Source organism: Vibrio sp. B1ASS3, assembly GCF_905175355.1.
GTDB classification, from domain to species: domain Bacteria; phylum Pseudomonadota; class Gammaproteobacteria; order Enterobacterales; family Vibrionaceae; genus Vibrio; species Vibrio owensii.
Genome location: NZ_HG992742.1, coordinates 3961407 through 3975788, shown reverse-complemented (window position 1 = coordinate 3975788; position 14382 = coordinate 3961407). Strand labels below are relative to the sequence as shown.

The window sequence follows — 14382 nt, the reverse complement described above, 5'->3', positions numbered from 1 at the left end:
CCAATGTGATCGCAATCTCTATAATGCCACCTCGCTGACACGGCAATGCTTCGAAGCTTAGGTTTCGAAAGTAAGAAGCCAAGTTAGCAAGCCAATTAGCCAAGCGGAAACGCTTGAAAAAAGTTTGAAAAAAGTGATTGACACTAAACTTTAACTCGCTAAAATGGCCGTCCGATTTGAGCAAAGCTCAATAGGAAAGCTCTTTAACAATATAGACCTATCAATCTGTGTGGGCACTCGTTGATGATAATCCAATTAGATATTTCTTTCTTAACGGAAAGCGGTATCAAATTAGGTTTCAATGAAACGAAGTGACCATTGAATCGAAAGATTCAGCACAGTCAATTCAAACATTACTTATGTAATGTTCAGTATTCATTGAGCCGACAAAATCTTAAATTGAAGAGTTTGATCATGGCTCAGATTGAACGCTGGCGGCAGGCCTAACACATGCAAGTCGAGCGGAAACGAGTTATCTGAACCTTCGGGGGACGATAACGGCGTCGAGCGGCGGACGGGTGAGTAATGCCTAGGAAATTGCCCTGATGTGGGGGATAACCATTGGAAACGATGGCTAATACCGCATAATGCCTACGGGCCAAAGAGGGGGACCTTCGGGCCTCTCGCGTCAGGATATGCCTAGGTGGGATTAGCTAGTTGGTGAGGTAATGGCTCACCAAGGCGACGATCCCTAGCTGGTCTGAGAGGATGATCAGCCACACTGGAACTGAGACACGGTCCAGACTCCTACGGGAGGCAGCAGTGGGGAATATTGCACAATGGGCGCAAGCCTGATGCAGCCATGCCGCGTGTGTGAAGAAGGCCTTCGGGTTGTAAAGCACTTTCAGTCGTGAGGAAGGTGGTAGTGTTAATAGCACTATCATTTGACGTTAGCGACAGAAGAAGCACCGGCTAACTCCGTGCCAGCAGCCGCGGTAATACGGAGGGTGCGAGCGTTAATCGGAATACTGGGCGTAAAGCGCATGCAGGTGGTTTGTTAAGTCAGATGTGAAAGCCCGGGGCTCAACCTCGGAATAGCATTTGAAACTGGCAGACTAGAGTACTGTAGAGGGGGGTAGAATTTCAGGTGTAGCGGTGAAATGCGTAGAGATCTGAAGGAATACCGGTGGCGAAGGCGGCCCCCTGGACAGATACTGACACTCAGATGCGAAAGCGTGGGGAGCAAACAGGATTAGATACCCTGGTAGTCCACGCCGTAAACGATGTCTACTTGGAGGTTGTGGCCTTGAGCCGTGGCTTTCGGAGCTAACGCGTTAAGTAGACCGCCTGGGGAGTACGGTCGCAAGATTAAAACTCAAATGAATTGACGGGGGCCCGCACAAGCGGTGGAGCATGTGGTTTAATTCGATGCAACGCGAAGAACCTTACCTACTCTTGACATCCAGAGAACTTTCCAGAGATGGATTGGTGCCTTCGGGAACTCTGAGACAGGTGCTGCATGGCTGTCGTCAGCTCGTGTTGTGAAATGTTGGGTTAAGTCCCGCAACGAGCGCAACCCTTATCCTTGTTTGCCAGCGAGTAATGTCGGGAACTCCAGGGAGACTGCCGGTGATAAACCGGAGGAAGGTGGGGACGACGTCAAGTCATCATGGCCCTTACGAGTAGGGCTACACACGTGCTACAATGGCGCATACAGAGGGCAGCAAGCTAGCGATAGTGAGCGAATCCCAAAAAGTGCGTCGTAGTCCGGATTGGAGTCTGCAACTCGACTCCATGAAGTCGGAATCGCTAGTAATCGTGGATCAGAATGCCACGGTGAATACGTTCCCGGGCCTTGTACACACCGCCCGTCACACCATGGGAGTGGGCTGCAAAAGAAGTAGGTAGTTTAACCTTCGGGAGGACGCTTACCACTTTGTGGTTCATGACTGGGGTGAAGTCGTAACAAGGTAGCGCTAGGGGAACCTGGCGCTGGATCACCTCCTTAAACGATGATTACTCACGATGAGTGTCCACACAGATTGATACGGTTTATAAGTAAAAGAGACGAAGATATCCCAATATCTTCAATCCAGTGTCCCGTTCGTCTAGAGGCCTAGGACACCGCCCTTTCACGGCGGTAACAGGGGTTCGACTCCCCTACGGGATACCATTGGGTCGTTAGCTCAGTTGGTAGAGCAGTTGACTTTTAATCAATTGGTCGCAGGTTCGAATCCTGCACGACCCACCATTCTTCTCCACGAAGAATCAAAACTTATGTGGGCGATTAGCTCAGTTGGGAGAGCACCTGCCTTACAAGCAGGGGGTCACTGGTTCGAGCCCGGTATCGCCCACCATTCTCTAAGTATTTTTGGATAGGAATTCCAAACCACTTCAGTAAAACGTACGTGGTTAGAATCTTCGACTCTGAAAGTCTTTAGAAAATGACTTCTTAGGAAGTGATTAGCTCTTTAACAATTTGGAAAGCTGACAAAACAAACTTTTAAGTTTGTTTGTAAAGTTCTCAATGTTTGTCTTTAAGACAAGCACCAAAAAACACATTCAAGTGTTCTTGGGAATATCACTTTTACAGTGATTATTCGAAATTGAGTCCGGCAAAATCGAAATGTCTCTCGCTCATTCAAATAATGAGAGACAACTTTGGTGATTTGAACATCAACTCGAAACTCCTTCGGGTTGTATGGTTAAGTGACTAAGCGTACACGGTGGATGCCTTGGCAGTCAGAGGCGATGAAGGACGTATTAACTTGCGATAAGCCCAGATTAGGTAGTAAAAACCATTTGAGTCTGGGATTTCCGAATGGGGAAACCCACTTACATAAGTAAGTATCGCTGCGTGAATACATAGCGCAGCGAGGCGAACCGGGGGAACTGAAACATCTAAGTACCCCGAGGAAAAGAAATCAACCGAGATTCCGAAAGTAGCGGCGAGCGAAATTGGACTAGCCCTTAAGCTTTTTATGCGTCAGGTGAAACTTCTGGAAAGTTGTGCGATACAGGGTGATAGCCCCGTAACCGGCAACGCATATAAAGTGAAATCGAGTAGGGCGGGACACGTGATATCCTGTCTGAATATGGGGGGACCATCCTCCAAGGCTAAATACTACTGACTGACCGATAGTGAACCAGTACCGTGAGGGAAAGGCGAAAAGAACCCCTGTGAGGGGAGTGAAATAGAACCTGAAACCGTGTACGTACAAGCAGTAGGAGCACCTTCGTGGTGTGACTGCGTACCTTTTGTATAATGGGTCAGCGACTTATATTCAGTGGCAAGGTTAACCATCTAGGGGAGCCGTAGCGAAAGCGAGTGTTAACTGCGCGACTCAGTCGCTGGATATAGACCCGAAACCAGGTGATCTAGCCATGGGCAGGTTGAAGATTGAGTAACATCAATTGGAGGACCGAACCGACTAATGTTGAAAAATTAGCGGATGACTTGTGGCTAGGGGTGAAAGGCCAATCAAACCTGGAGATAGCTGGTTCTCCCCGAAAGCTATTTAGGTAGCGCCTCGGACGAATACTACTGGGGGTAGAGCACTGTTAAGGCTAGGGGGTCATCCCGACTTACCAACCCTTTGCAAACTCCGAATACCAGTAAGTACTATCCGGGAGACACACGGCGGGTGCTAACGTCCGTCGTGGAGAGGGAAACAACCCAGACCGCCAGCTAAGGTCCCAAATTACTACTAAGTGGGAAACGATGTGGGAAGGCTCAGACAGCCAGGATGTTGGCTTAGAAGCAGCCATCATTTAAAGAAAGCGTAATAGCTCACTGGTCGAGTCGGCCTGCGCGGAAGATGTAACGGGGCTAAGTAGTAAACCGAAGCTGCGGCAATGCACTTTAGTGCATTGGGTAGGGGAGCGTTCTGTAAGCGGTTGAAGGTGTGTGGTAACGCATGCTGGACGTATCAGAAGTGCGAATGCTGACATGAGTAACGATAAAGGGGGTGAAAAACCTCCTCGCCGGAAGACCAAGGGTTCCTGTCCAACGTTAATCGGGGCAGGGTAAGTCGACCCCTAAGGCGAGGCCGAAAGGCGTAGTCGATGGGAAACGGGTTAATATTCCCGTACTTCTTACAATTGCGATGGGGGGACGGAGAAGGCTAGGTGGGCCTGGCGACGGTTGTCCAGGTTCAAGTGCGTAGGCTGAGAAATTAGGTAAATCCGGTTTCTCTTAAGGCTGAGACACGACGTCGAGCTACTACGGTAGTGAAGTCATTGATGCCATGCTTCCAGGAAAAGCCTCTAAGCTTCAGATTGTAAGGAATCGTACCCCAAACCGACACAGGTGGTCGGGTAGAGAATACCAAGGCGCTTGAGAGAACTCGGGTGAAGGAACTAGGCAAAATGGTACCGTAACTTCGGGAGAAGGTACGCTCTTGATGGTGAAGTCCCTTGCGGATGGAGCTGACGAGAGTCGCAGATACCAGGTGGCTGCAACTGTTTATTAAAAACACAGCACTGTGCAAAATCGTAAGATGACGTATACGGTGTGACGCCTGCCCGGTGCCGGAAGGTTAATTGATGGGGTTAGACTTCGGTCGAAGCTCTTGATCGAAGCCCCGGTAAACGGCGGCCGTAACTATAACGGTCCTAAGGTAGCGAAATTCCTTGTCGGGTAAGTTCCGACCTGCACGAATGGCGTAATGATGGCCACGCTGTCTCCACCCGAGACTCAGTGAAATTGAAATCGCTGTGAAGATGCAGTGTACCCGCGGCTAGACGGAAAGACCCCGTGAACCTTTACTACAGCTTGGCACTGAACATTGACCCTACATGTGTAGGATAGGTGGGAGGCTTTGAAGCAAGTACGCCAGTATTTGTGGAGCCGTCCTTGAAATACCACCCTTGTAGTGTTGATGTTCTAACGTCGACCCCTAATCGGGGTTGCGGACAGTGCCTGGTGGGTAGTTTGACTGGGGCGGTCTCCTCCCAAAGAGTAACGGAGGAGCACGAAGGTGGGCTAATCACGGTTGGACATCGTGAGGTTAGTGCAATGGCATAAGCCCGCTTGACTGCGAGAATGACAATTCGAGCAGGTGCGAAAGCAGGTCATAGTGATCCGGTGGTTCTGAATGGAAGGGCCATCGCTCAACGGATAAAAGGTACTCCGGGGATAACAGGCTGATACCGCCCAAGAGTTCATATCGACGGCGGTGTTTGGCACCTCGATGTCGGCTCATCACATCCTGGGGCTGAAGTCGGTCCCAAGGGTATGGCTGTTCGCCATTTAAAGTGGTACGCGAGCTGGGTTTAGAACGTCGTGAGACAGTTCGGTCCCTATCTGCCGTGGGCGTTGGAAGATTGAAGGGGGCTGCTCCTAGTACGAGAGGACCGGAGTGGACGAACCTCTGGTGTTCGGGTTGTGTCGCCAGACGCATTGCCCGGTAGCTAAGTTCGGAATCGATAACCGCTGAAAGCATCTAAGCGGGAAGCGAGCCCTGAGATGAGTCTTCCCTGATACTTTAAGTATCCTAAAGGGTTGTTCGAGACTAGAACGTTGATAGGCAGGGTGTGTAAGCGTTGTGAGGCGTTGAGCTAACCTGTACTAATTGCCCGTGAGGCTTAACCATACAACACCCAAGGGGTTTTGATGGACTCAATGTAAGAACATTGAATGTGTAAATAGAACTTAAAACAGCTTTCCGAATTAAAGAATTTGCTTGGCGACCATAGCGATTTGGACCCACCTGATTTCCATTCCGAACTCAGAAGTGAAACGAATTAGCGCCGATGGTAGTGTGGGGCTTCCCCATGTGAGAGTAGGACATCGCCAGGCTTTAAATTTAGACTTAAATGTCTAACCAGTGCGGAGCGGTAGTTCAGTTGGTTAGAATACCGGCCTGTCACGCCGGGGGTCGCGGGTTCGAGTCCCGTCCGCTCCGCCACTTATTCAGACAAAGCCCTAGCAGAAATGCTAGGGCTTTTTCGTTTGCGCTATTATTTGGTCTATGACCAACGAGTTCGATTGAATGCAAGCCAAGTCGTTCTGCCACTTATTTAGAAACCCAGTCTTCTGACTGGGTTTTGTCGTTTTAAAGCTCAAAGATGTTCCATTTCAGGGAGTGAGTCCCGCTTTGAGCGTAACCCCGGCCTCTCCGCCACTTATTAAGACAAAGCCCTAAACTGCGCGTCCCGGCAGAAATGCTAAGGCTTTTTCGTATCTAACTATTCAATTCATCTATGGGTGCATGAGCCTCGCAAGTGTGCGAGTCCAATTGAATGCAAGCCTTGAACGCCACTCTGCTACTTATATAGAAACCCAGCCCTCTGACTGGGTTTTGTCGTTTCTGATATCCTCAGATCCCTGTCTCTATTGCGAAGTTTGCTCTGTCAGATAAAGATCTTATTTCTCTTTTGTCAGCGTCCATTTTCTAAATCTAAAAAGCATACCAAGGTAAGTGCTTACTTATTCTGATTGCTTAGCTAAGAATAACTTTGTTATATGATTAGTGACGTTAGCTCTTCTCAAGTGCGGTTCTATATTTTGCCTTCGAGGTTTACTGTAAATAAAAAGGTTCATCGCGGATAAGCGGGAACTGAAAACAAAAACGGTAGTAAGTGATAGAGTTTTATCGCCAAACAAAACCTACACAAACTACCGTTTTCATGTCGAATCATACTTTCCTATCTTCATTCTGGGAAGGCTTTCATATAGTAAAGTCTCATCAGACGCCATCATTAATAAAGCTCACTCTCAAACCTAACTCTATCGCTAGGTGTCCGTGCGGGCTTAAAGCTCAAGCCATACATGAGTATCAATGGCGTAACGTGAAGGAAGCCACACTGCTAGGAGCTCCCGTTGAACTGTCCGTTCAAACCCGACGCATCAAGTGCAGCCACTGCGGCATTAAAACAGAACAACTATCTTGGTTGGAACCCTATGCTCGTATCACTAACCGCCTACGAAGCTATATAGAACAGTTGTTGCCCCTGCTACCAATCAAACATATAGCCCAAGTGACTGGTGTTCATTGGCACACAATCAAAGAGATAGATAAACGTCGGCTTCAACAGGTAGTACCGCCAGTTAAATGGGGTGAATTAAGGCAACTCGTCATGGACGAGTTCGCCATTTTTAAAGGGCACCGTTACGCGACAGTCATTGCAGATGCGAAAAGTCATCAGGTTATCTGGATAGGGCTAGGTCGTAGCCGCAAGGATATTCGACCGTTCTTTGAACAATTAGGCGAGCACGGAAAAAATATCGAAGCAGTAGCAATGGATATGAATACGGCTTTTGACCTTGAAGTCCAAGAGCATTGCCCAAATGCCCGTGTCGTTTATGACTTGTTCCACGTTGTTGCTAAGTTCGGTCGTGAAGTGATGGATAGAGTCAGAGTCGACCAAGCCAATAAGCTAAAACAGGATAAAAAAGCAAGGCAATGGGTCAAGCGTTCGCGCTGGGTATTATTGAAAAATAAGGATAATTTAAATACACAACAGGAAAGCTACCTCACAGAAATATTGAATATGAATCAGGACTTGATGACAACCTACTTACTGGGTGCGCAATTAAAAGAGCTATGGCGTTGCGGCTCTGAACTTCAGGCTAAAAACCTGTGGCAGGTATGGTTGGGACAAGTGAATGAGAGTGGAATTAAGCCGCTCAAAGAGTTCGCTCGAAAGCTCCGTCCATACCTTCATGGGATCACTGCTTCAGCAAGCTACCCGCTGAATACCTGTACGCTTGAAGGGATAAATAACAAGATAAAGTTAATTAAGCGGATGGGATATGGCTATCGAGATACTGATTACTTCTTCTTAAAGATAAAAGCGGCTTTCCCCGGAAAGCCGCGATGAACCAATAAAAAGCCCGTTACGTGTGTAACGGGCTTAAGATTCCTATTTGAGTCAGGTATATCTACAGGGAGATATACTTACTTTCTGCGACTTCCCATAGGGCTTTCACTAATGGATTTTCTAGCTGGCTCTTGATGCAGCAGACCCCGAGCTCAAATGGTTTTATAGGTAGAACCTTGAGTCGATTTATCTTCTCTCTGACAGGGCTGTTGTTGATTACCACATCTGGTGCGATACCGATGCCACAACCTAAAGCCACCATACTGACAATAGCTTCGTGACCTGCCACTTGTGCGTAGATGTTTGGTTTGATCTTCATTTGCTTAAACCAAACATTCGCTCTTTCTCTTGCTGTGCCTGCTTCTGGGACAATAAAAGGGATCGTTGACCAATCTGGGGTTTCTTTCTGTAGCTCTTCAGCGAAGCTGCTGACTCCAACTGGAGCAATAACCGATAGAGGTATCTCGCTGATTGGTTCAAAAGCAACTTTAGCGGGGAGTTGGTCTGGCTTTGCAGAGATCGCGATATCTGCTTCATCCGCTAGAATCTTATCGATAGCTTGGGCGGGATCTCCAGTGGAGAGCTTAAACTCAATAAATGGGTGTTGTATGCGGAATTCGGAAATAAGTTCTGGGAGGTGGCTGTAACTTGCCGTTACCGAGCAAAATAAACGTATCTCCCCTTTTAACTCGTCTTCTGTTCCTTTGACGTAGCTTTGGTATTGCTGCCATTCCCCCAAGATCTTTAGTGCAACAGGCAACAGCTTCTTTCCTTGAACCGTTAATTCGACACTTCGGTTATCACGCAAGAACAGCTGTTGGTGTGTTTCTTCTTCCAATTTCTGGATCTGCCGACTCAGTGCGGAAGGGCTGATATGCATTGACGCAGCTGTCTTGGCGAAGCTCTTACTATCACATAGATGAATGAATAACTGCAGGCTTTTGATGTTCATTAAATCTTCACTTCCATGTTGCATTTATTGCAATAAGTAATTGTGAATATATCACTTTCAGCAACAGAATGTCTGTTTTAGTATGAACTCATTCGGTAACACAAGTACCGACCTCTATGGAAGAATGTTAAGGAGCACCCAGATGGCTAACTATTTCAATACCCTAAACTTGCGTGAGCAATTGGACCAACTTGGTCGTTGTCGCTTTATGGACCGCGAAGAATTCGCATCAGAAGCAGATTACCTAAAAGGTAAGAAAGTGGTCATCGTAGGTTGTGGTGCTCAAGGCCTTAACCAAGGTCTGAACATGCGTGACTCTGGTCTAGACGTTGCTTACGCTCTACGCCAAGCTGCGATCGACGAGCAACGTCAATCGTTCAAAAACGCAAAAGATAATGGCTTTGAAGTAGGCAGCTACGAAACGCTAATCCCAGAAGCTGACCTAGTAATCAACCTAACACCAGACAAGCAACACACGAACGTTGTTGAAACGGTAATGCCGTTAATGAAAGAAGGCGCAGCACTGGGCTACTCACACGGTTTTAATGTTGTTGAAGAAGGCATGCAAATCCGTAAAGACCTAACAGTTGTTATGGTTGCGCCTAAGTGTCCAGGTACAGAAGTGCGTGAAGAGTACAAACGTGGTTTCGGTGTACCAACACTAATCGCGGTTCACCCAGAGAATGATCCAAAAGGTGAAGGTTGGGATATCGCGAAAGCTTGGGCTGCAGGTACAGGTGGTCACCGCGCAGGTTGTCTAGAGTCTTCATTCGTAGCAGAAGTTAAATCTGACCTAATGGGTGAGCAAACTATCCTATGTGGCATGCTACAAGCTGGTTCTATCGTTTCTTACGAGAAGATGGTTGCTGACGGCATCGACCCAAGCTACGCAGGTAAACTTCTACAATATGGTTGGGAAACCATCACTGAAGCACTTAAGTTTGGTGGTATCACCCACATGATGGACCGTCTATCAAACCCAGCAAAAGTAAAAGCATTTGAGCTTTCTGAAGAGTTAAAAGAGCTAATGCGTCCGCTATACAACAAGCACATGGATGACATCATCACAGGTGAATTCTCAAGCACTATGATGGCTGACTGGGCTAACGACGATGCAAACCTACTAGGCTGGCGTGAAGAAACGGGCGAAACTGCTTTCGAAAACTACCCAGCAGGCGATATCGAAATCTCTGAGCAAGAGTACTTCGACAACGGCATTCTATTGGTAGCTATGGTTCGTGCCGGTGTTGAGCTAGCGTTCGAAGCAATGACAGCATCAGGCATCATCGATGAATCTGCATACTACGAGTCACTACACGAGCTACCGCTAATCGCAAACACAGTTGCCCGTAAGCGCCTGTACGAAATGAACGTGGTAATTTCAGATACAGCGGAGTACGGTAACTACCTATTCGCTAACGTAGCAACACCGCTACTACGTGAGAAGTTCATGCCATCAGTAAGCACCGACGTAATCGGTAAAGGCCTAGGCGAGTCGTCTAACCAAGTAGATAACGCTACGCTAATCGCAGTAAACGAAGCGATTCGTAACCACCCAGTAGAGTACATCGGTGAAGAGCTACGTGGTTACATGACTGATATGAAGAACATCGCAGTAGGCGGCTAATTTCTATATAAATTAGTAAAGAACTCCAGATAGACTGGGGTCAATAAATACAACATAAAACACAACATCTAATTAAAAGGCTTGGTCGCCGTTGACCAAGCCTTTTTGTTTTTATGAAGATGGGCTTTTTCCTTTGAACCGTGGGAGTGCTTCGCTGTTAAAATCGGAAGTGTTCGTTGGGATAGAATTGAAAGAAGTTGAGGTGCAGTAAGTGTTGACCGAATTTGTCCTTAAGAAGACAAAATTGAAGTGAATCCTGAATCCTGAATCCTGAATCCTGAATCCTGAATCCTGAATCCTGAATCCTGAATCCTGAATCCTGAATCCTGAATCCTAAAAACAAAGGTTGACGTACATACGCCAACCCTTGTGATATTTTCTCGCTTCTCGCTTCTCGCTTCTCGCTTCTCGCTTCTCGCTTCTCGCTTCTCGCTTCTCGCTTCTCGCTTCTCGCTTCTCGCTTCTCGCTTCTCGCTTCTCGCTTCTCGCTTCTCGCTTCTCGCTTCTCGCTTCTCGCTTCTCGCTTATTTATCAGCTAGCTTTTCTTCAAGCTCAGCCAATTTCTTTTCCATCTCTGTCAGCTTTTGACGTGTACGTAGTAGAACTTGAGTTTGTACGTCGAATTCTTCACGGCTAACAACGTCTAGCTTGTTTAGCTGACCTTGGATTACTTGGCGAACTTTTTGATCAACATCCGCGCCTAGCTCTTTTACTGGCTGTGGCATTGATTCGTGAATTTGTTTAGCGATTTGCTCTAATTTCTTTGGGTCAAACATAGTGGCTAAAACTCCTTTTGATTTGCCCACATTCTATGTAAATGATACGGGAAAGTCGCCATTTAGATGGCAAAAAAGAGAGCAGCAATAAAAAAGGTCACCGAAGTGACCTTTTTCTTAGTGCTTTATGCTTACTTGTTATCTGCTAATTCGCGGTGAGCGGCTTTCGCTTCATCTACACGAGCTAGCTTTTCCAAGTCTTTGTCTTCAACAAACACTGGCAGTGGCTTGTGTTTCTCAGCTAGGTAGCTGTAAATCACAGGCAGTACGAATAGCGTAAACAGCGTACCGATCGCCAGACCAGCAACGATTACGATACCGATACTAAAGCGCTGTTCAGCACCTGCGCCTGTTGCGTACATCAGTGGGATAAGACCTGCAATCATCGCTGCTGTCGTCATCAGGATTGGACGAAGACGAACTTTCGCTGCTTCCATTACCGCATCGATACGAGACAGTTTGTTATGTAGCTGCTCTTCTTTCGCTACTTCACAGATCAAGATACCGTGTTTGGTGATCAGACCAACCAGGGTAATCAAACCAACCTGCGAGTAGATGTTCATCGATGCCGTACCCCACGCCAGAGCAATCAATGCACCACATACCGCTAGCGGTACCGATACCATGATTACAATTGGATCGCGGATAGATTCAAACTGAATCGCCAGTACTAGGAAGATAATCGCCAGTGCCAAACCAAATGTTGCGTATAGTGCGCTACCTTCCGTTACAAACTGACGTGCTTCACCCATGTAGTCATGGTTGTAGCCTGATGGCAGTTTGTTTTGTGCCACGTCTTCGAACCAGTTGATTGCGTCACCCATTGCTACACCAGGTGCTGGTACTGCACCAACCGTTGCTGAGTTTAGTTGGTTGAAGTGAGGCAGTGAGCGAGGCTCTGCGACAACATCAATCGTGATCAAGCTGCCAAGTGGCACTGCTTTACCGTCAACTGAGCGTACGTAGTAGTTCTTCATCGACTCTGGGTTTAGACGCCACTTACGTTCTACTTGAGGGATTACCTCATATGAACGTCCATTTAGGTCAATACGGTTTACGTAACCATCCGCCATCATGGTACTTAGCGTTACACCAATGTCTTGCATGGTCACGCCGTATGCGCCTGCCTTGTCTTTGTCGATGCTGATCTTCATCGTTGCTGAATCGTAGTTCAGATCCAGATCCGAGTAGACGAACATTGGACTCTTCGATACGTCAGTCAAGATATCACTAGCGATAGTAAACAGGCTTTCGAAGCTGTTTGGTGTAGTGATAACGAACTGAATCGGCAGACCTGAACCTGCACCAGGAAGTTCTGGCATTTGGAACGCAGTTACTGACATACCAGGTACATGAGAAACAAGGTCACCTACACGTTTAGTGATGTCAGCTTGGCTTGCTTCACGCTCACTCCAAGGTTTCAGAGTTGCTAGACCGAATGCTTGGTTTGAGTTTGGTACACCGTTAAACACCTGAGCGTATTCTACTTCTGGTTGGTCAGATAGAATCTTGTTTACGTCGTTCATGGTGTTTTGGATGTAGTCCAAGTTCGCGTTTGATGGTGCTGTACCCATTAGTACAACCACACCTTTATCTTCCGAAGGTGCCAGTTCACTTGGAATGAACTTAAACAGAATCGGCAAACTTGCGAATACAATGATCGCAAACGCGATGATCACAGGACGGTGTGCCATCACTGACGTCAGCATTTTCTCGTAACGGTTGGTCATGCCATCCAATACGTGATGTACTTTCTGCTCAAATTTGCTTGGCTCTTCGTTGGCCTTAAGCATCTTCGAACACATCATCGGTGACAGAGTTAATGCGATAATACCGGATACAAATACCGAACCCGCTAGGGTTAACGCGAACTCTTTAAATAGTGAGCCTGTAATACCACCCATCAACGCGATTGGCGCATATACCGCACCCAGCGTTAGGGTCATTGCAATTACTGGTACCGCAATTTCACGTGTACCGATAATGGCTGCACGGAACGGGGATTCGCCTTCTTTAATGTGACGGTCGACGTTTTCAAGAACAACGATCGCGTCATCCACCACCAGACCGATGGCGAGTACCATTGCCAGAAGTGTCATCAAGTTCCACGAGAAGCCCATTGCCTGCATCACCATAGCTACACCAATCAGTGATAGCGGGATGGTAACGATAGGAATCACAACCGCACGGAATGAACCTAGGAATAGGGTGATAACCACAAGTACGATCACCGCTGCTTCAAGAATGGTTTTCACAACTTCGTGAATTGATTCGTTGATAGCGATGGTTGAGTCATACATCACGTTCATTTTGATGTTACTTGGCAAGTTGCGCTCTAATTGAGGCAATAGCGCAAGAACATCAGCTGCGATGTTAATCGGGTTAGCACTCGGTGCCGCGTTGATCGCTGCAACTACTGCTTCCTGACCGTTCGCACTTGCACGGTAGATATCGTGGCTCTTCTCTAACGTTACTTTCGCAATATCGCCAAGACGAATCACATCACCGTCGCCAGTTTTAACAACCAGAGCTTCTAGCTCAGCAACGTTGGATACCTGAGTATCTGCGCTACCGTTGTAAAGAACGAATTCACCTGTTGCCTGACCAGTTGCAGATTGGTAGTTGTTGGCATTCAACACACCCATCACATCTGTCGCAGTCAGCTTAAGTGCACCCATTTTCGCTGGATCTAGCCATACGCGCAGTGCGTATTTCATACCACCGTATAGGTCAACTTTCGATACACCGTTTACCGTAAATAGCTGCGGGTTGATTACACGCTCAAGGTAGTCGGTGATCTGGCTCGAAGACAGTTCATCACTGGTGAAACCAATGTACAGTACCGCGGTTGTCGAACCTGTCGACATCGTTACTGTCGGGTCTTCTGCTTCTTTTGGAAGCTGTGAACGAACCGAGTTGGTTTTCGCCAGAATGTCAGACAGCGCCGCATTCGGGTCGGTGTTCAACTTCATGTTTACGGTAATGGTAGACGTACCTAGAACCGAGGATGAAGTCATATAATCGATATTATCGGCCTGCGCGACGGCTTGCTCCAAAGGCTGAGTAATAAAGCCTTGGATCAAGTCAGCACTTGCACCGTAATAACTGGTGGTTACGGTAACCACCGTGTTTGTCATTTCAGGGTATTCTCGAACCTGCATCTTGAATACGGCTTGTAAACCAAGCAACGCAATCAAAAAGCTGATCGATACCGCTAAAACTGGACGTTTAATAAAAACATCAGTAAAGCGCATGATGCCTCC

General features: G+C 47.3%; 5 protein-coding genes, 4 tRNA genes and 3 rRNA genes. 9 read left to right on the top strand and 3 right to left on the bottom strand.

Annotated elements, in window-relative coordinates:
- Nucleotides 1–396: 396 nt before the first annotated feature.
- From KJB05_RS18000 to KJB05_RS17965, 8 genes are all read left to right on the top strand, one after another.
- Nucleotides 397–1948: ribosomal RNA gene (locus KJB05_RS18000) — 16S ribosomal RNA — on the top strand.
- Nucleotides 1949–2037: 89 nt separating this feature from the next.
- Nucleotides 2038–2113: transfer RNA gene (locus KJB05_RS17995), tRNA-Glu, on the top strand.
- A 2-nt stretch (nucleotides 2114–2115) separates the two neighbouring features.
- Nucleotides 2116–2191: transfer RNA gene (locus KJB05_RS17990), tRNA-Lys, on the top strand.
- A 30-nt stretch (nucleotides 2192–2221) separates the two neighbouring features.
- Nucleotides 2222–2297: transfer RNA gene (locus KJB05_RS17985), tRNA-Val, on the top strand.
- A 346-nt stretch (nucleotides 2298–2643) separates the two neighbouring features.
- A 23S ribosomal RNA gene (locus tag KJB05_RS17980) occupies nucleotides 2644–5534 on the top strand.
- Nucleotides 5535–5623: 89 nt separating this feature from the next.
- A 5S ribosomal RNA gene (rrf, locus tag KJB05_RS17975) occupies nucleotides 5624–5740 on the top strand.
- Together the 16S, 23S and 5S rRNA genes with 4 tRNA genes alongside form the textbook arrangement of a ribosomal RNA operon.
- Before the next feature lie 32 nt (nucleotides 5741–5772).
- Nucleotides 5773–5849: transfer RNA gene (locus KJB05_RS17970), tRNA-Asp, on the top strand.
- A 721-nt stretch (nucleotides 5850–6570) separates the two neighbouring features.
- Nucleotides 6571–7764, top strand: a complete 1194-nt coding sequence (locus KJB05_RS17965; protein ID WP_213053070.1) for an ISL3 family transposase — start codon at nucleotides 6571–6573, stop codon at nucleotides 7762–7764.
- A 61-nt stretch (nucleotides 7765–7825) separates the two neighbouring features.
- Here the strand turns inward: KJB05_RS17965 and ilvY are convergent, their stop codons facing one another.
- On the bottom strand, nucleotides 7826–8716 hold the full coding sequence (gene ilvY, locus KJB05_RS17960; protein ID WP_208446501.1) for an HTH-type transcriptional activator IlvY: 891 nt from the start codon (nucleotides 8714–8716) through the stop codon (nucleotides 7826–7828).
- 142 nt (nucleotides 8717–8858) lie between these two features.
- Here ilvY and ilvC point away from each other — a divergent pair, with 142 nt between their 5' ends.
- Complete coding sequence (gene ilvC / locus KJB05_RS17955) at nucleotides 8859–10343, top strand: ketol-acid reductoisomerase (protein WP_005434660.1); 1485 nt, start codon at nucleotides 8859–8861, stop codon at nucleotides 10341–10343.
- A 524-nt stretch (nucleotides 10344–10867) separates the two neighbouring features.
- Here the strand turns inward: ilvC and KJB05_RS17950 are convergent.
- Nucleotides 10868–11119: an accessory factor UbiK family protein gene (locus KJB05_RS17950; RefSeq protein ID WP_005427244.1), complete on the bottom strand. Its 252-nt coding sequence runs from the start codon at nucleotides 11117–11119 to the stop codon at nucleotides 10868–10870.
- Nucleotides 11120–11250: 131 nt separating this feature from the next.
- Nucleotides 11251–14373 carry a multidrug efflux RND transporter permease subunit gene (gene vmeD / locus KJB05_RS17945; RefSeq protein ID WP_208446395.1) on the bottom strand — a complete coding sequence of 1041 codons (3123 nt, stop codon included), beginning with the start codon at nucleotides 14371–14373 and terminating at the stop codon, nucleotides 11251–11253.
- Nucleotides 14374–14382 lie beyond the last annotated feature (9 nt).

Coding starts and splice junctions, on each gene's coding strand:
- ilvY (WP_208446501.1), bottom strand. CDS start 8,716: ATGAACATCAAAAGCCTGCAGTTATTCATTCATCTATGTGATAGTAAG.
- vmeD (WP_208446395.1), bottom strand. CDS start 14,373: ATGCGCTTTACTGATGTTTTTATTAAACGTCCAGTTTTAGCGGTATCG.
- KJB05_RS17950 (WP_005427244.1), bottom strand. CDS start 11,119: ATGTTTGACCCAAAGAAATTAGAGCAAATCGCTAAACAAATTCACGAA.
- KJB05_RS17965 (WP_213053070.1), top strand. CDS start 6,571: ATGTCGAATCATACTTTCCTATCTTCATTCTGGGAAGGCTTTCATATA.
- ilvC (WP_005434660.1), top strand. CDS start 8,859: ATGGCTAACTATTTCAATACCCTAAACTTGCGTGAGCAATTGGACCAA.